Origin of the sequence: Dellaglioa carnosa, assembly GCF_026948345.1 — a bacterium.
GTDB classification, from domain to species: Bacteria; Bacillota; Bacilli; order Lactobacillales; family Lactobacillaceae; genus Dellaglioa; species Dellaglioa algida.
The window spans coordinates 557,681-575,161 of sequence record NZ_JANXLI010000001.1; the positions used below are offsets into that span (position 1 = coordinate 557,681).

Here is a 17,481-nt window from a genome sequence, read left to right on the forward strand (position 1 = left end):
TAAACTCTCCTTACTTAAATTTAATAAAATCCATCGAACGTCTTCGATATGTTTTATTATGCAACCGTTTGCATTAAATTGCAAGCGGTTGCACTAAAAATATAAAAAAAAGTGAAATCCTTTTCACTTTTCTTATTATAAATATTAAATTTAATCTTCTAACGTACTTTATGTGGAACAACAATATATCCTCTAGTGTCATCTGAAAATACTAACTTAGCTGCTTCCTGCCCTAATTTATCTGGATATAAATCAACACAATGGAAATTATTATTACCCATTCGACTAAATAATTGATTATTATTAAAAACAATTACCGGTATATCTTTATTAAATGTTTTTTCCCAAAAATTAAAAAAAGTAAACCCAATCATATCATCGGCAGCCACAACGCCATCTACATTCGAATGTGCCTTAATGTATGAAATTAATCTATCACTATTGTCATTTCCGTGACGCAATCCTAGGTTACTACTTTCACGTTTTATTTTTAGTTCATCAATAGCATGATTAAATCCATGTTCGCGCTGTATTTCGAAGTTCCAATTCTTATTTGATTTAATGAACAATATATGTTTACTGTTATATGTTCTTTCTAAAAATTTAGTTGCATCAAAGCCCGCTAAAACATTATCATTATTTACATAAAATTGAGTTCCAGAATCAACTGGCTCACCAATAACTACATATCTTACATCATTCTGTGTCGATAAAAACTGAGTCACCATATCATTCTTTTTTGAATATAATAAAATAAAACGATGTATTTGTGCTTCAAGAACCATTGCCTGCACATTAGATAACAATTCCGTATCCGTTTGTCCCATCGCAACAGACATAACATACTTTCGGGGAGCTAGTTCTTTATTCACCCCTCGCATCATATCAATATGAAATGTATTTTCTTGGTTACCCACCTTAGTCACCGGGAATATCACCCCAACCACATTCGACTCGCCAAGGCTCAAATTTTTTGCATTTGAGTTAACCCGATATCCCATATCCTTAGCAATCAATTGAATACGGTCTCGACTTTTTTGACTAATTCGAGGATTATTATTTAATGCCCTTGAAGCTGTTGATACTGCTACATCTGCCGCTGTTGCTACATCACGAATGGTTACCATTTATTTTTTCCTCAAAATTTTATTTATCATCTTTAAATTTTTAAAACTAACTTAAATAATTTTGTATTATACATTTAAGCATACTAGTTTTCACACTCTGGTGTCAATTAAGTACACAATAAGCCATAATAAATATAGGAAAATATGCTATTAAAATTCCTCCCCGCAATTGACACAGAAAAAAGCGTATTACTTGTTAATAGTAATACGTTTTTCTTAAAAACAATTATTTCTTCTTACTTTTATCCATAACTTCAATTATTTTTTCCGAGACATCATCTTTAACATCTTCTAGTTTCTCTTTAGCTTTGCCAAGTAAACCTTCTGCCCTGCCCTTAACTTCTTCTTGTTTATCATGGGTTATCTTACCCTTAGTTTCCGTAATTTTACCCTTAATTTGATCCATCTTCGCATCTAATCTATCTTCTTTTGTCATTGTACTTCCTCCTTTTATTTGTTATAACCAACTCAATCGTTGGTTTTCTTAAAAAGACTTAATGAACAGATAACAATTACACCTACGAGAATATATATAATACCGTAACTAGCGGGGATGGCACCTTCAAATAGAAAGGCAATCAGATCAAATCCAAAAATACCTACTAATAACCAATTTAAGCCACCAACAATTAATAGACTAAACAAAATATTATTAAGCATTCTCATCTCTGTCTCCCCCTCTACTATTTGGGTACATCTTAAGTATACCATCCCAACATTGGAAATCAATTAATATGATTATAATAACCATAATTAAAAATGAATGTACATTTAAATGAATAATTGCGGATACTAATACCCTTCCTTAAATAACAACACATAAATAGCCCTTCAATATCAGATTTACGTCTGGCATCGGAGGGCACTTCATTGAATGAATTTTATAATAAACATATATTATTTATTGTAAAACATTAAATTAATAGTTATTTTCTTGTCTTTCAACATTTTCAATATTTTTTTTAACAAACTCTTCTTCAATATCATCCCAAGATAATTTAAGATCAACCAATCCAAACTTTATAAAAAGATGCCAAGCGTGTTTAAAATCTTCCAATTTATGACTAAACAAACTTTTAGAAATCATTAATTTTAGCGATAAAAAAACTTTATTTAGAGATATCGTCATTGGTTTTTTTGCAAAATTAGCCATTTCGTCATCACTGATTAATAGCAGGTAAGTCCATTTATTTTGGTTTGCAATATTAAAGAAAAAACTCATCGCATCAACATATTCTGAAAGTACCGTTTCTTCGTGCGTTTTACCTGCTTCAGTTTTTTGTCCTCGATTATCTTTCCAAACCTTAAACCACTCAACTGTATTTGCTAATTCTGATAACTCAACATCCAAACTTACATAAGCGTTAAATAATCTTTCTTCTGGACTCCATCTGATTTTTTTATCCTGGATAACATCTCGGTCAAATTTTCGTTCCATTTGGATCATATCTGTTAAATTCACTTATTTTCCTCCAAAAAAATCTGTCCCTTAATGGACAGATTTTATCTTATTATTTAAATATTAAGGGATCTGATTTAATACTTAACTCACTGATATTATTTAAATACCAGTTCCTAATGAAAGGTTCATTTAGTAAAATATCAAACCATGATATTTCCTGAGTCGTATCCATAACTGCGATAACCCATTTTTCATTGTCATTTTCGCCCATTTGCTGTTGATCGTAAATCGTTATTTCTGAGTTTGCTAGTTTTAGGACGGCACTATTATTAGCGCCCGCTTCAACCATTAACTCATTCTCTGAAGCAAGCACGAATAATTCATCGATAACATCTCTCTTGAGCATGTCTTCAGCTAATTCATATCTTGCCGGGTTCCCTGAATCCAAAAGGTTAAGATCAACACTGAATCCATAGTCCTCTTTTAAATACGTTGCAAAATCAATCAACATCATTTCAAGGTGCTTAATTGCTTTTGCATCTAGTTTCTCTAAATAACTAACAATTAAGACATTCGTAATAGCCGAACTATTAATCCGAATCATTCTCTTACGTAAATTCAGATAAAAAAGCGAAGCGCCTGACTCTTGCGCAACATAATAAGCGCCATCGCTATCATCAATTTTGAATGAAAAACTATCAACAGCATTAATTCCAGGAATCTCATGAACAAGTGCTTTTCTAGGTTCCGAAAAATGTAAAATAGCTGTTTCATTATCATGTAAGTCCATTAATCGATTAAAGAAGAGTATACAATAATCTGCAGCACTATATTTTTGTGGGAAAGTTAAATAGCTCGTATCTAATTGATAGCCCATTAAACTCATTGCAGCATCAATTAATTCAACTTTATCTTGCGTGTTCATCAAAATATCTAATGTTTCAGTAAATTTGATACCGTTATTTAAACTCAATTTAATTTGTTCGTTAAATTCTACTAAACGAGATTTTGTTGAAATTAATTTTTTTTCTTTTTCTGCCATTATTCAGTCACCTGTCCTTTTTGACTAATTAGGTGAGATAAATAATTGCTATATAATTCATTATTATGTTTAGTAAATTTTTCAAAGTCACCAAATACACCTATAACACTCTGTCTTTCATAACCAATTAATGTATCTTCCTTAGCTAAACTTAAAACATCAGTCTCGCTTGATTTAATTTCTTGATAGGCGCTATTAGCTTCTTCGTCCATTTCAGTTAATTTCGTCAGACGTTCTTTCAGAACATGTCGTTCTTCACGAATACGTCCAGCATCCCAAGGACGACCTTTTTCTTGCGAGTTACGTTTCATTTCTTCACGAATTTTATCTTTCTCAGAATCACGTTCATCTTGAGAATCAACTAATTCTTGACGTTCTTTATTTTGAGTTGAAATTTGATTAATCTTATCCGTATTAACGCGCTTATTCGTTGATTCTAGTTCAAACGATTTAGCTAACTTAGCTAGCTCTTCTTCATCGAATTTAAATTCAACATTCAAAACGTCTAAATACCCAAATTCTTTACGATCCCACCAGTTACCAAAATGAATTTTAAATTTTCCAACTGTCATTTCTTCAAAATAGAAGAATGGATAAGCATCACGTAAATATGAAATAAGTTTCAAGCTTAAATATTGTTGAATTTGCGGATAATCTTTAACGACCAATTCTTCTTGAACGGCCATTTCCGAAACGCTTCTCTTTTTTAATAAAAGTTGCGCATAACGTGATTGGTTAATTAATTGATAAACTAAGCGATCATCTTGTTGTTTAATGGCCTCTCTTAGTTGATTTAAATATTCAACTTTTTTAGAGAGTGCGAATTCTATATTATTCGTAGCTTCATCATGATCTGATAAACTAAATTGGTTGTCTTTCATCATGTTTTACCCCTTTATTTCATATTTAATTGTTGCTTTTTTTACTATGTATTTTATTATTCGTTGCATAATCAAAAAAACTAAAACAATTTTACTTGCTCTAGTTTCATTATCAATCATTTAGTTAGTCATTTCAAATCTTTATTACACTTTTTTTAATAAAGTTCTAAATATTGATCTCTTTCCCATTCAGAAACTTCTTGACGATAAGCGGACCATTCCAATTGTTTAGCTTCAATAAAGCTTGGATATAAATGAGGACCCATCGCTTTTTCCATAACATCATCTTTTTCTAGCGCTTTAATGGCATTATGCAACGTCGATGGTAAATCGCCAATTTGGTTATCTTGACGTTCTTGACGATTCATCACATAGATATTTCTATCAACAGATGCTGGTGGAACAACCTTATTTCTAAGTCCATCAAGTCCTGCTTCTAAAATAGCAGCAATAACAAGATAAGGATTAGCTGTTGCATCAACACTTCTTAACTCTAACCGAGTTGATAATCCTCGTGCAATTGGTACACGCACTAATGGTGAACGATTACGGCCAGACCAGGCAACATAAACAGGTGCTTCAAATCCGGGTACAAGTCGCTTGTATGAATTAACCGTAGGATTTGTTACTGCCGTGTAGCCACGAGCATGCTGTAATAACCCGCCGAGAAATTGATAAGCTGATTCAGATAATTGCATCTCGTCCTTTTCATCAAAGAAGGCATTACCATCTTTATGGAATAACGACATGTTAATATGCATCCCTGAACCATTAATACCATTCAATGGTTTGGGCATAAATGTTGCATGTAAACCATGCTTTCTGGCAACTGTCTTAACAACTAATTTGAACGTTTGAATATTATCGCAGGCTTGTAGCGCGTCCGCGTATTTAAAATCAATTTCATGCTGACCGGGTGCAACCTCATGATGAGAAGCTTCAACGTCAAAGCCCATGTTTTCTAATTCTAAAACAATATCTCGACGACAATTTTCACCCAAATCAACTGGTGCTAAATCAAAATAGCTTCCTTTATCATTTAACTGCGTTGTTGGTTTCCCAGTAATGGGGTCTAATTTAAATAAGAAAAATTCTGGTTCAGGTCCAATATTAAATTCCGTAAAGCCTAAATCGTTCATTTCTTTTAAAACACGGATTAAATTATTTCTTGGATCGCCTTGGAATGGAGTTCTGTCGGCGTTATAAACTTCACAAATAATACGCGCAATTTTACCATGTTCATGTTCCCACGGAAAAATCATCCAAGTCGATAAATCTGGGTATAGGTACATATCACTCTCTTCGATTCGAACGAATCCGTCGATTGAAGAACCATCAAACATTAATTTGTTTTCCAATAATTTGTCTAGTTGGCTAATCGGAACTTCTACGTTCTTAATAATTCCGAATAAATCTGTAAACATTAGTCTTAAAAACTTAACGTTCTCTTTCTTTGCCAGTGAAACAATATCATCTTTAGTGTATGCAGCTTTTGCCATTTTATCTCTCCTCGTTATTTATAATTTATAGAGGCTTGTTTGCGTTAAAAGAAGGTTCATCAGGATTTTTGAGTCCACTAACTGAAAGAAATTCATTTTGAAAAATACGTCTAACATCGTTATCGCTTAAAGGTTTCTTTAACAATTCACGTTGTCTCTTAGCGCGCACTTCTTTTTCAAGATAAATTTCCTTAATGCCAACCATATTTACGCCTTCATCCAAATAATCTTTAATTTCAAATAATTTATCAATATCATTCAGTGAATACATTCTACGATTACCATCATTTCTTTGGGGCATAATCAGTTCTTGCTCCTCATAGTAACGAATCTGACGAGCCGTTAAATCCGTTAATTTCATTACCGTTCCAATTGGTAGAACCGCCAATGACCTTCTGAGTTCCTTCTCTTTCATAAACAAGCCTCCTCTTTAATTACAGTCTTATAGTAACAAGGAAATAAATCGCTGTCAACGCGCAATGTTAGATTTTATGACATAACTTGAAGCTAACCGTTTAATAAAATGTTTTTTCTACGGCTGCCGTAACGGCCAACTTAACATGCGCATACGTTAATCCGCCCTGAACATAGAGTGTATAAGGCTCTCTTAGTGGACCATCGGCTGATAATTCAACACTAGCACCTTCAACAAAAGTTCCCGCAGCCATGATAACTTTATCTTCATAACCGGCCATCTCACTCGGTTTAGGTTCAACATAAGCATCTACAGGGGATTCGTGTTGGATAGCTTGCGCAAATTTAACCATAGGTTCCGGTTTACCAAAGTTAACCGTCTGAATTAAATCTGTTCGAGGTGCATTCCATTTGGGTGAAACATCTAACCCCATTTTTTCAAGTAAAGCACTTGTGTAAATGGCACCCTTAATCGCCTCACCCGTTACATGAGGTGATAAAAAGAACCCTTGAATGAAATCTCTCATAACATTTAAGGTTGCGCCCTCTTCGTTACCTGTACCGGGAGTTGTTAACCGATAACCAGCCTGTTCAATTAAATCTGCTCGGCCAACAATATAACCACCCGTTTTAGCTAGCCCGCCACCTGCATTCTTAATTAAAGAACCTGCCATAATATCAGCTCCAACTTCTGTTGGTTCAATGGTTTCAGAAAATTCGCCATAACAATTATCAATAAAAATAATGACATCTTTCGAAATGTTCCGTACTTCTTTGATCATGTCCGCAATTTCAGAGACAACAAAACTATCTCGGGTCGCATATCCTCGAGAACGTTGAATGGCGACAACTTTAACTTTATCAGTCAATTTTTCTTTCAAGCCCTCAACGTCCATATGATCATCATCCGTCAATGGCACATAATCAAACCCAATGCCGTATTCTTTCATTGAGCCAATACCAGTACCGGAAACACCAATAACTTCCTGAATCGTATCGTATGGCATCCCTGTGATGTACAATAAGTCGTCCCCAGGTCGTAACATACCAAAAAGGGCTGTTGAAATTGAGTGGGTGCCGGAAACAATTTGTGGTCTCACCATTGCCGATTCTGTTTTAAAAACATCTGCATAAATACGATCAAGTCCGTCACGACCAATATCATCATAACCATAGCCCGTTGATCCGGCAAAATAAGTTTCAGAAACATTATTTTTCTTAAATGCTTCTAAAACTTTTTGTTGATTAAATAGAACTTGTTCATCGATTTCTTTTAACTTTGATTCAATCTGAGTATCGGTTTCTGCCACAATTTCAACCAATTTATCTGGTAAGCTATCTGTCCATTTTTTCATCTATTCATCTCCTGATATCTTTTAATTTCGTAACCAATCGGTCACTTGTTGCTCTATCATAGCCATCTGTTCTGGATATTCAATTAGATCAAACCAGTTGACCGTCATCTTATTCCTGAACCAAGTTAGCTGTCTCTTTGCATAGCGCCTTGAGTTTCGTTTAATTAATTCTGTTGCTTCTTCAAGTGATTGAGTGTTTTCAAAATAAGGATATAATTCCTTGTAACCAATTCCTTTTCCGGCCGGAAGATCATCAATTTTCTGGTCAAAGAGCCATCTCGCCTCATCGATAAGTCCCGATTGAATCATTAAATCAACCCGTTGATTGATTCGATCATATAAGACAGCCCTATCTGTAGACAAACCGATAATGAACGGATCATACTCATTCGTTTTTTTGTCATTCTGTGCAGAGAATAACGCTTTTGATTTCTGAATAACCTCTAAAGCTCTAATTACTCGCAGTGTATTATTGACAGGAATCTTTATTGCAGCCTTTGGATCCAAATCGTTTAACTCCTGCCAAATTGCTTCAGGTCCCAGTTGTTCGGCACGTTCTTGAAGCTTCCCTCTAAGGGTTAAATCATCGTCATTTTTTGTACCCAACTGAAAATTATCAAGTAGCGCTTGCACATAAAAGCCAGTTCCTCCAACGATTATTGGTAGTTTTCCTTTAGCAGCAATATCAGTAATAGCCGCACGACTTTCTTCTACAAACTCGGCAACTGAATAGCGCTCATCGCTATTTTTATGATCAATTAAATGATGTGGTATTCCATCCATCTCATCTTCCGTCACTTTAGCGGTTCCAATGTCTAACTTACGATAAACCTGCATAGAGTCACCCGAAATAATTTCACCATTTAATTTTTTCGCCAACTTAATTGATAAATCAGTTTTACCAACTGCAGTTGGTCCAACAATCAGCAATACTTTTTGTGTCATTTCTAATCTCCTTGAATGTTCCCTCGCACTTCCAACGCCTTTGCTGGGTAATCTGTAAAAATAGCGTCATACTTCTTTTTAAAACAATAGGTCATATCTTTAGTCGAATTAACCGTCCAAGGACGAATTAATAACTTTGGCCAAAATAAACCGTGTCGTTCCCTCAACCAAGTGACATCAGGATGTAAGCTAGTAATTAAATGATTTTTAGCCAAAAGACGCGATTCTTTAATTTTAAATTGAAACAAACTTGCAAATTCAGCTTCAGGGTTAATTTTTTGTATTCTTCGAATTGAGTTTGGATTAAAACTCGAATACAAAAGATGAATATCCGCTGGTAATTGCCTCATTTGTTCGTTCACGAGTTCTTCAATTCCTTGATACTCAATATGATTTGTTTTCAATTCCAAATTAAATGTCCCCTTAAAGTTATTGCGCTTCAATAATTCAATAACTTCTTCTAAAGTTGGAATTTGTTCACCCTCATAGTCGTTGCTAAACTTAACGCCAGCATCTGCTTTTTTTAATTCAGTTAGCGTTAAATCAGTTACTCTACCTGTTAAATTAGTTGTTCTATCAATTTTTTCATCATGCATAATGATTAGTTTGCCATCTTTGGACAACTGAACATCGGTCTCAATGCCATCAGCACCTGCATCTATTGCGGCCTGAAAACTAATTAATGTATTTTCTGGTCTGGTTCCCTTACTACCACGATGTGCAAAAATTTTCGTCTTCATTCGCAATCCACCCCTAACTTCCAAAAATTATTATATCATTAATCAAAAAATAGCGGTGCTTTTAGTGGCAATTTTAGCCGGAATAAGTCATAATGAAGGGGTCAAATGAATAAGGAGGTCTACATAATGAAAAACTTCTCAAAAGGATTCTTTGTTGGAGCAGCTGCAACTGTAGGCGCATTAATTGGTAGCGTTGTTGCCTTTAAAAAAACCGTCGTTGCACCTCTTGAAGAAAAAGAACAAATGATTGAAGATAATCGTAAACGTGCAACACGTAAGAGTCGCTCATCACATCATTCATAAACTAATAAAAGCATCGAAGAATAAAAATTCTTCGATGCTTTTATTTATTTAACGTTTTTTAGTTTTTCCATCCCATTTTGAAAAACCTGTTTTCAAAATAGTAATATCTGTATATCCTTGTTTATGCAACTTAAAAGCAGCACGAGTACTAATCGATTTACCTTGATCATATAGATAAAGTGGTAAATCTTTTCTTAATCCACCAACTGCAGTTTTAAATTGAGAATATGGAATATTTCTAGCACCCATGATGTGAGAAGCATCAAATTCACTTTTTTCACGTAAATCAACGATTTGCGCTTTGCGCATACCTTCATTAAATTCTTCATTTGTAACTAATTTAGCTGAACGACGGCCCATGTACCAAAGGTAAAATTGATTACCAGCAAGACCTACTAAAATAATAATTAAAATAATATTAATGATTACATTAACTTTCATTGCTCCTAAAATCATGATGGTTCTCCCCTCAATTATTATTTAATAAACTGACGAGCAAGTGAAGCGGCACCGATAACGCCAGCTTCATTTCCCAATTGCGCTAATTTTAATGATGTTGATGAACGAACTGTTGGGAATGAGAATTGTTTAAAGTATTTTGTTACTTGATCCAACAAGAAAGTTCCAGCGGCAGAAACACCACCACCGATAACAATATAGGCAGGGTTCAACATGTTACCCAAGTTTCCACAAGCCAAACCTAAGTAATAAGAAACTCTATCTACAACCATTTTACCCAAAGCATCGTTATCTTTAGCCAAATCAAAAACTAATTTTGATGTTATTTCTTGACCATCATCTAACATTTCTTTTAATTTTGATTGACCAGCAAATTCTTCAGCCATATCGCGAGCAACACGTACGACACCTGTAGCTGATGCGTATTGTTCTAAACAACCTCTCTTGCCACAAGTACACATGTAACCATTTGGTTCAACCGTAATATGTCCAATTTCGCCACCAGCACCAGCAACACCATGCACTAATTTACCGTTGGCAATGATTCCACCACCGACACCAGTTCCAAGTGTAATAAAGGCAACTTCATCATCATCTTCGCCAGCACCCTTCCAACGTTCGCCTAAGGCAGCAACGTTAGCGTCGTTATCAATGGCAAATGTAATTTGAGTACCTGCTTCAATTTCTGATTGAACATTTTGCAATGTTTTCCAGTTTAAATTGTAGGCACCAATGACAGTTCCGTTTGCACGATCAACTGTACCCGGTGAGCCCATGCCAATTCCACTGAATTGGTCTGCAGTCATATCGAATAATTGGATATGATGATTAATTGAATCAATGATGTCTGGCACGATATGTGAACCTTCATCAAGGACGTTTGTTTCAATACTCCATTTTTGTTGAATTTCGCCTGTTTCTGTTAAAATTGCAAATTTAACCGTTGTGCCACCTAAGTCAACACCGATTAATTTTTTCTCAATTGCCATTATTCAATTCCTCCGCTTATGCTTTCAATTATTTTGTTCTTCGATTCTGTGTTCGTGAGATAGTACAATTTTAGCCCTAGCATAGATTTTATCATCAATCACACCTGATCGATGTAAATTATCTAATTCTAACGCCATCAGTTCTATGTCCCACATTCGCTTACCAACATAGACATACACACCGAATTGCTTCAATAGTTGTTGGACATCGTATAAATCTTTCATTTGGTAGCCACCACCTTAAGCTAGATACTGTTAGAAACACCAATTCTGATTAGAACTAAATTAATCACGATAAAAATAATGAATGCTGCTATCTGTTTAACACGACTAATCTGTGCTAGATTTGGTGCACCCACGGTAGTTGCAATTAAGAATCCGGATAAAATACCACCAATATGGGCGGCATTATCTGTACTTGACGACATAAATCCAAATACCAGATTTAACATAATAAATAGTAGAAATTGCTGTGACATCTGTCTGAAATAAGCACTTTCTCTAAAGTTATCTCCTAGCATTAAAAAAGCACCAAACAACCCAAAAATAGCACCACTGGCACCAGCCGAGATGGTATCGGGACTGAACGTAAAGCTGGCAATATTTCCGGCAATACCTGCCAATAAATAAATACCCGTAAAACGCCAATGTCCAAACATTGTCTCGATTTGAATTCCTATAAAGTACAGCGTAAACATATTAAGTACGATATGTTCAAAGCCAATATGCAAAAATATGGGATTAAATAACCGCCACCACTCACCATTTATGATCAGTGGATTGTATTTTGCACCAAATTCAATTAATACATTTGTATCCTGGCTACCACCGGCAATCGTCATCATGACAAAAATAATTGCCGATAGTCCAATGAAGAAGTACGTCATAAATGGTGTGTTTTTATATTTTGCCAAATTCATGAAATAGCTCCTTATTTATCTACAAATTTACAAAATAACGTTTACAAGATTTTGTTTCAAATAGTATAAAAGTTATTTAAAATAAAAAAACAACAGGAAAATTCCCGTTGTTATTTTGTTTCGCGATGTAAAGTAACCTTACGATCACGTGGGCAAAATTTATTAAGCTCAACACGATCTGGATTATTACGTTTGTTTTTACTTGATAGGTATGTCCGTTCATGACATTCCGTACATTCTAATGTAATGTGTACACGCATGGTTGCAACCCTCCATATATTTCTTCATAATTTCATAAGACATATTAGTCTTTAACGTCTTATATAATATCATTATTAATAAGTAAACGCTAGTGTTTTTTTTTATTTGTTAAGGAAATTTACTTTACAGCACTAAAATTACTAACTCTGATGCTTATTTACCACTAGATTCCACCATTTTCCAGAATGCTGAGTAAATTTTAACCGCTGCCTGCGAGTTAATACCACTACCTGTATTGTTAGCCATACCAGGGAATACTAACGCAACAACCACTTTAGGTTTATTAGATGGCGCATATGAAGCCAAACTAAGTGCTTCTGTTTCGGCCGTACCATAGAATGTTTGCGCAGTACCTGTTTTAGCAGAAATAGATGGTGTTACATCACTCATCGTACCACCAGTTCTCAATGAGTTCGATCCGTGAACAACTTTATAGAATCCAGATTGAACAACATCAAATTCTGATTTTGTTGCGTTAACCGTGCTTAAAATATTAGGTGTCATTTCCGTTTTTACGGATCCTAATGAGCCATCTTCGTTCGTTGAACGAATTGCTTTAACAATTTGTGGTTGCAATCTTGTCCCACCATTAGCCATCGTTGACATATATTGCGCTAATTGAATTGTCGTGTATGAATCATAATTTCCGAAAGATAAATCAAGTGCCTTACCAATATTTTCTTGATTAGCGACCCCTTCAAATCCGGTTGATTCTCCAGGTAAATCGACACCAGTCTTGATGCCCAGTCCAAATTGATTAAAATAACCTCGCATTTTTGGGAAGATAGAATTGGCCATATCAAGTGAAGAACCGCTTGAATACTTGAATCCACCCTCACGCATTGCTAATTGCATCATGTATGAGTTAGAAGAAACCATTAACGCATCAGACGCCGACAATGCAATATTAGCCGAACCAGAAGCATTAAACCATGATGATTTAGGTGCCGTTCCGGCAAGCCTGATTGGTTCATCAGTTATGGTGTTACTTGATGGCGTGATCACACCATCCATCATAGCTCCCATAACTGTCGCACCTTTAACAACTGAACCCATTGTAAACACTTGATTTATCGAACCCAGTGCATCATCTGTAATCTTACCCGTCTTAACATTACGATTAACCCCAGCCATGGCATAAACCGCACCAGTATTGGGATTCATAACAACCGCATAAGCACCAGGATTATATGGATTACTTCCGGCAATTGATTTCACACTATCATTCATAATCTTTTGTACTTCAGCTTGGAACCCGGCATTAATATTTAAAACAAGGTTATCCCCTTTTTCGCCGCTATACTCTTGTGCTTGTTTTACAATTTTACTATTGGCCACTTCAACTTTTGTTTGTGACTTCGTTCCTTTTAAAACATCTTCATACTGTTTCTCTAAGTAACTTTGTCCAACACTATCATTTCTTGAATAGCCTTCAGCCATTAATGTTTCAATATTATCACTAGGTAACCCAGTTGATTCACTAGTAACATTTCCAATGATACTATTCATACTTTTACCATTTGGATAACTTCTTGACCAATTAGTCCCGATCTTAATGCCATTCATGCCTGATAAATGTTCACCAACTTCGGCCATTTCCTTATCCGATACGTCAGCTGTTTTTAAATAGACCGTTGATAATGAGTATGCCCCTGTCATTTTGGCAAAAACAACGGCGGCCTCTTTTTCTTTATCATTTAATGAGTCAATATTATTTTTAACAACATAATCAACTGCCATCGCGTTAAAATCGGTACTAGCTAATTTATTGACATCAGCATTAGTTAAATTTTTTTCTTTTTTAATTGCAGCAGTAACCGTAGCTAGGTGTTTGGTATCTGCCAAATAATAGTCGGCAGCATTACGATCCGTTAATTTTTTTGTATCAATACTGACATATGTTACTAAGTTATTAGCAATTTTATATAAATCAGGCGATAAAACCCCTGAGCCTTTTGTGTACGTAATTGCACGTGAAGAGTTGTTACCAACTAAGACTTTACCCGTTGAATCGTAAACCATCCCTCGTTGAACATTCTTCGTTTCTGTTGTCGTATCCGTGCTGTTAACGGTTGCTTCAAATGAAGCCCCGTTTAAAATTTGTAGATAAGCTAATTGTGCTAGTAATGCCGCAAAGAGCAAGAAAACAATAAAGAATAAGAAATTTAACCTGAATGGAATGTGCGATTTATTTTGTTTACTTCGACCTTGCTTTGATTTTGGAAGTTTCACGTTTAATTACCTCTCACTGTATCGTTATTAGTCTTTTATTTCGTATAAATATATCACTTATCATATTACCACATTTTGAGACCCATTGTGATCATAAGCGAGAGAACGAATTAGAATGTAATAAAAACTTTAATTATCTTCTTATTTGGTGCTTATATCCGTGATTGATTCATGCGATTAATGCCTAAATATGCTATTCTTATTACCATACATTAATAGTCAGAGAGGTTTTACAATGCTCCCAATAAAAAATTATCTAAAAAAACATCGTGTTCTTCTTTTAAGCTTTCTTATTCCGTTCACCATTATGCTTTGTTACTTCATTGGTCGGAAAATGTATCCGTTTGGCAACAGTTCTTTATTAACTGTTGATTTGGGTCAGCAATATATTGATTTTTTCTCATACTTTAGAGCAACGCTTCTTCACCATCCTACAAGTTTCTTCTACTCATTTTCACAAGCCATTGGTGGCGATATGTTAGGCGAATGGGCGTACTACTTGATGAGTCCTTTTAATCTCATCTTTTTGCTTTTTCCGGGTAAATCAATAATCGCTGGAGTGATGGTGGTCACGCTTCTAAAATATGCTTTATCAGGCCTCACATTTGGACTACTCCTGAAAAAAACAACCAGAATGAACTCATTTTACATTCCACTTTTTGCTACGGCGTACGCTTTAATGGGTTGGACGATTGCAAATCAGCTGAATCTGTTATGGTTGGACGCGGTAATATTATTACCTCTTGTCATTCTAGGTTTTGAAAAACTACAAAATAATTCTAAGAGTTGGGCATACACCTGGTGGCTTGCATTACTTTTAGTTGTTAATTACTACATGGGTTATATGGTTTGTCTCTTTATGATTTTATACTTCTTGTATACCACAAGTCGTTTAAACGTAACGTTTAAACAATTCCTGAAAAAAACTTGGACTTTTACATATAAATCACTAATTTCTGTAGCGATTTCAGCCGTTATCTTATTTCCAACCCTCTTTTCGCTACTTTCAAGTAAGGGCCAATATACTGAAGAATCTATTAAGGCGAAGTTTGAGTATAACCCATTAGCAATGCTGTCAAAATTTGTAATCGGTTCTTTTAATTTTGATCAAATGCCTTCTGGATTTCCAAATATCTTTGTCGGAAGCCTGGTTTTAATTGGCTTTATTTTATATTTCATGAATATTCGTTTCTCTATTAGAGAACGAGTCGTCGCTTTCTTAATCACAAGTTTCCTCGTTTTATCTATGTGTTTTGAACCTTTAGATTTATTATGGCATGGGATGCAGTTCCCAGTTTGGTATCCTTATCGCTTTTCATTCGTATTTTGTTTTTGGATTATTCTATTGGCCGCTCAACAGTTCGAATACTTTAATCCTATTAAATATTGGAAGATAGGCATCGTAAGTATTTTATTCATTGGCATGTTCACTTACCTATTCTTATCAGGAACGACATACAATTATCTATCAAACGAAACATTGTTTTTATCGATTCTATTCATTCTGTTAATGCTAATATTAATTCAGTTTCAAGACCATTCATCACCTTCATTTAAATGGTTATTATTTATGGGTGTTATTGCCGAAATGTCTTGTAATGCCGTTTATTCACTAGATAATATCAGTTATTTATCTACGAGCGAGTATGACGTTTCAACATCAGCTTTGGCAACAGAGAGTAAGTCATTAAAGAAAATAGATAATTCTTTCTACCGTGTTGCTCAGACTTATAGTCGTACCAAAAATGATGCAATGTCAGCCGATTTCTTCAGCGGATCGCACTTTAGCTCTGCGTTCTCTAAATCTATTCCGACCTTTTATGGTAAGATTGGGCAACCAGACGGCGATAACTATGTCACCTATTCAAATGGGACTTTACTGACAGATGCTTTATTAAATATGAAATACGTTTTTACTCCGAAACAAATGAAATCGTCAAAAGCTCTCACGACACAACTTGACACCCTAACGCCACTGACCGAAAAACCCGATACGTCTTACTATAATACTGTTTCAAGTGGTTCATTGACTGAGACAGTCAAAAATCCTTACGCCTTATCAGTTGGTTACGTGGCAAATGATACTATTCTTTCGAAGAAAAATAAGGAAACTAATCCATTGAGATACCAATCAAACTGGCTAACTTCCCTAACGGGTACTGACAATAGTACTTTATTCTCACCAATCAATTTTAATACCGTCAACTTTGACAATGTTGGTTCACAAGCCAATTTAACCGACTCTATGTTAACTAAAACTAAATTGAGTAAACCTGGAATCGTAACCTTTACTTATACGCCAACAACAAATGATGCATATTACTTAACTTTAGGTGCTGGATTAAGTACTGATAACGTCCTATTTAAGTTAAATGGTCATGAATTAAAACAATATAAAACTTATCGAAATACTGTTGTTGTAAATATTGCGTCAAATGATAAAGGTAAAAAAATCACTTTAACAGCAAAATTAAAGAAAAGAACCCTTTTCTTAGAAAACTTCACGCTCTACCGAATGGATATAGGGTCATTTGAAACGCAAATTAATCATTTGCAGGCAAATGAATTAAACGTAAAAAAATATAATCAACATTCAATTACTGGCTCAGTAAATGTTAAAAAGACTCATCAGGCTATTTTCACAACTATTCCGTATAGCAAAGGTTGGCATGTAAAAGTAGACGGTAAGTCGGTCTCAACAACTAAATCTATGGATACCTTCCTTGCCTTTAGTGTTGCGCCTGGTAAACATACTGTTAAGCTCGTTTATTGGCCACCTTACATGGGTATTGGCTTACTAATTTCGATTCTAGCTATATTAATCGTTCTCATTAACCCAATCACGGCTGTAATTAAAAGATTGATTAGATAGTTTTTGCATAATACAAAAGGATAAGATTGCATATCGCAAT

The 17,481-nt window shown here is 34.9% G+C and carries 19 protein-coding genes; 2 read left to right on the forward strand and 17 right to left on the reverse strand.

Annotation, left to right across the window (positions count from 1 at the left end):
* Positions 1–158: 158 nt before the first annotated feature.
* From N0K80_RS02720 to N0K80_RS02770, 11 genes are all read right to left on the reverse strand, one after another.
* The gene (locus N0K80_RS02720) at positions 159–1,127 is read right to left on the reverse strand and encodes a LacI family DNA-binding transcriptional regulator (RefSeq protein ID WP_269023697.1); all 969 of its coding nucleotides are present in this window, start codon (positions 1,125–1,127) and stop codon (positions 159–161) included.
* A gap of 226 nt (positions 1,128–1,353) precedes the next feature.
* Complete coding sequence (locus N0K80_RS02725; protein WP_269007894.1) at positions 1,354–1,563, reverse strand: CsbD family protein; 210 nt, start codon at positions 1,561–1,563, stop codon at positions 1,354–1,356.
* Positions 1,564–1,595: 32 nt separating this feature from the next.
* On the reverse strand, positions 1,596–1,793 hold the full coding sequence (locus N0K80_RS02730) for a DUF378 domain-containing protein (RefSeq protein ID WP_269023698.1): 198 nt from the start codon (positions 1,791–1,793) through the stop codon (positions 1,596–1,598).
* A 253-nt stretch (positions 1,794–2,046) separates the two neighbouring features.
* Positions 2,047–2,589 carry a dUTP diphosphatase gene (locus N0K80_RS02735; RefSeq protein WP_112249663.1) on the reverse strand — a complete coding sequence of 181 codons (543 nt, stop codon included), beginning with the start codon at positions 2,587–2,589 and terminating at the stop codon, positions 2,047–2,049.
* Positions 2,590–2,638: 49 nt separating this feature from the next.
* Positions 2,639–3,571 carry a hypothetical protein gene (locus N0K80_RS02740; protein WP_269023699.1) on the reverse strand — a complete coding sequence of 311 codons (933 nt, stop codon included), beginning with the start codon at positions 3,569–3,571 and terminating at the stop codon, positions 2,639–2,641.
* Positions 3,571–4,455 (reverse strand): exonuclease SbcC, encoded by an 885-nt coding sequence (locus tag N0K80_RS02745; protein ID WP_269023700.1) that lies wholly within the window; start codon positions 4,453–4,455, stop codon positions 3,571–3,573. Before N0K80_RS02745 ends, N0K80_RS02740 begins: the two co-directional genes overlap by 1 nt.
* A gap of 152 nt (positions 4,456–4,607) precedes the next feature.
* On the reverse strand, positions 4,608–5,951 hold the full coding sequence (gene glnA / locus N0K80_RS02750; RefSeq protein WP_057973417.1) for a type I glutamate--ammonia ligase: 1,344 nt from the start codon (positions 5,949–5,951) through the stop codon (positions 4,608–4,610).
* 25 nt (positions 5,952–5,976) lie between these two features.
* Positions 5,977–6,366, reverse strand: coding sequence for a MerR family transcriptional regulator (locus N0K80_RS02755; protein WP_269007898.1), 390 nt, complete (start codon positions 6,364–6,366; stop codon positions 5,977–5,979).
* Positions 6,367–6,466: 100 nt separating this feature from the next.
* Positions 6,467–7,720: a methionine gamma-lyase family protein gene (locus N0K80_RS02760; protein ID WP_269023701.1), complete on the reverse strand. Its 1,254-nt coding sequence runs from the start codon at positions 7,718–7,720 to the stop codon at positions 6,467–6,469.
* Between the two features lie 21 nt (positions 7,721–7,741).
* On the reverse strand, positions 7,742–8,665 hold the full coding sequence (miaA, locus tag N0K80_RS02765; protein ID WP_269026184.1) for a tRNA (adenosine(37)-N6)-dimethylallyltransferase MiaA: 924 nt from the start codon (positions 8,663–8,665) through the stop codon (positions 7,742–7,744).
* A 2-nt stretch (positions 8,666–8,667) separates the two neighbouring features.
* Positions 8,668–9,405, reverse strand: coding sequence for a glycerophosphodiester phosphodiesterase (locus N0K80_RS02770; RefSeq protein WP_269023703.1), 738 nt, complete (start codon positions 9,403–9,405; stop codon positions 8,668–8,670).
* Between the two features lie 126 nt (positions 9,406–9,531).
* Here N0K80_RS02770 and N0K80_RS02775 point away from each other — a divergent pair, with 126 nt between their 5' ends.
* A complete protein-coding gene (locus N0K80_RS02775; protein ID WP_083478910.1) occupies positions 9,532–9,708 on the forward strand; it encodes a DUF3042 family protein in 177 nt (58 codons plus the stop codon).
* A gap of 48 nt (positions 9,709–9,756) precedes the next feature.
* Here N0K80_RS02775 and N0K80_RS02780 read toward each other — a convergent pair whose 3' ends face one another.
* The 6 genes from N0K80_RS02780 to N0K80_RS02805 all read right to left on the reverse strand — a co-directional run bounded on the left by N0K80_RS02780 (position 9,757) and on the right by N0K80_RS02805 (position 14,569).
* Positions 9,757–10,164: a rhodanese-like domain-containing protein gene (locus tag N0K80_RS02780; RefSeq protein WP_057973412.1), complete on the reverse strand. Its 408-nt coding sequence runs from the start codon at positions 10,162–10,164 to the stop codon at positions 9,757–9,759.
* A gap of 20 nt (positions 10,165–10,184) precedes the next feature.
* The gene (locus tag N0K80_RS02785) at positions 10,185–11,150 is read right to left on the reverse strand and encodes an ROK family glucokinase (protein WP_057973643.1); all 966 of its coding nucleotides are present in this window, start codon (positions 11,148–11,150) and stop codon (positions 10,185–10,187) included.
* Between the two features lie 30 nt (positions 11,151–11,180).
* Entirely contained in the window at positions 11,181–11,381 is a 201-nt protein-coding gene (locus N0K80_RS02790) for a YqgQ family protein (RefSeq protein ID WP_057973411.1), read from the reverse strand.
* Between the two features lie 20 nt (positions 11,382–11,401).
* A complete protein-coding gene (locus N0K80_RS02795) occupies positions 11,402–12,076 on the reverse strand; it encodes a rhomboid family intramembrane serine protease (RefSeq protein WP_146342840.1) in 675 nt (224 codons plus the stop codon).
* Between the two features lie 110 nt (positions 12,077–12,186).
* Positions 12,187–12,336: a 50S ribosomal protein L33 gene (gene rpmG, locus N0K80_RS02800; protein ID WP_057973409.1), complete on the reverse strand. Its 150-nt coding sequence runs from the start codon at positions 12,334–12,336 to the stop codon at positions 12,187–12,189.
* Positions 12,337–12,490: 154 nt separating this feature from the next.
* On the reverse strand, positions 12,491–14,569 hold the full coding sequence (locus tag N0K80_RS02805) for a peptidoglycan D,D-transpeptidase FtsI family protein (RefSeq protein ID WP_146342839.1): 2,079 nt from the start codon (positions 14,567–14,569) through the stop codon (positions 12,491–12,493).
* A 235-nt stretch (positions 14,570–14,804) separates the two neighbouring features.
* Between N0K80_RS02805 and N0K80_RS02810 the strand changes: the two genes are divergently transcribed.
* Positions 14,805–17,441: a YfhO family protein gene (locus N0K80_RS02810; protein WP_269023704.1), complete on the forward strand. Its 2,637-nt coding sequence runs from the start codon at positions 14,805–14,807 to the stop codon at positions 17,439–17,441.
* The last annotated feature ends 40 nt before the right edge of the window (positions 17,442–17,481 follow it).

Coding starts and splice junctions, on each gene's coding strand:
- N0K80_RS02720 (WP_269023697.1), bottom strand. CDS start 1,127: ATGGTAACCATTCGTGATGTAGCAACAGCGGCAGATGTAGCAGTATCA.
- N0K80_RS02725 (WP_269007894.1), bottom strand. CDS start 1,563: ATGACAAAAGAAGATAGATTAGATGCGAAGATGGATCAAATTAAGGGT.
- N0K80_RS02730 (WP_269023698.1), bottom strand. CDS start 1,793: ATGAGAATGCTTAATAATATTTTGTTTAGTCTATTAATTGTTGGTGGC.
- N0K80_RS02740 (WP_269023699.1), bottom strand. CDS start 3,571: ATGGCAGAAAAAGAAAAAAAATTAATTTCAACAAAATCTCGTTTAGTA.
- N0K80_RS02745 (WP_269023700.1), bottom strand. CDS start 4,455: ATGATGAAAGACAACCAATTTAGTTTATCAGATCATGATGAAGCTACG.
- glnA (WP_057973417.1), bottom strand. CDS start 5,951: ATGGCAAAAGCTGCATACACTAAAGATGATATTGTTTCACTGGCAAAG.
- N0K80_RS02755 (WP_269007898.1), bottom strand. CDS start 6,366: ATGAAAGAGAAGGAACTCAGAAGGTCATTGGCGGTTCTACCAATTGGA.
- N0K80_RS02760 (WP_269023701.1), bottom strand. CDS start 7,720: ATGAAAAAATGGACAGATAGCTTACCAGATAAATTGGTTGAAATTGTG.
- miaA (WP_269026184.1), bottom strand. CDS start 8,665: ATGACACAAAAAGTATTGCTGATTGTTGGACCAACTGCAGTTGGTAAA.
- N0K80_RS02770 (WP_269023703.1), bottom strand. CDS start 9,405: ATGAAGACGAAAATTTTTGCACATCGTGGTAGTAAGGGAACCAGACCA.
- N0K80_RS02775 (WP_083478910.1), top strand. CDS start 9,532: ATGAAAAACTTCTCAAAAGGATTCTTTGTTGGAGCAGCTGCAACTGTA.
- N0K80_RS02780 (WP_057973412.1), bottom strand. CDS start 10,164: ATGATTTTAGGAGCAATGAAAGTTAATGTAATCATTAATATTATTTTA.
- N0K80_RS02790 (WP_057973411.1), bottom strand. CDS start 11,381: ATGAAAGATTTATACGATGTCCAACAACTATTGAAGCAATTCGGTGTG.
- N0K80_RS02795 (WP_146342840.1), bottom strand. CDS start 12,076: ATGAATTTGGCAAAATATAAAAACACACCATTTATGACGTACTTCTTC.
- rpmG (WP_057973409.1), bottom strand. CDS start 12,336: ATGCGTGTACACATTACATTAGAATGTACGGAATGTCATGAACGGACA.
- N0K80_RS02810 (WP_269023704.1), top strand. CDS start 14,805: ATGCTCCCAATAAAAAATTATCTAAAAAAACATCGTGTTCTTCTTTTA.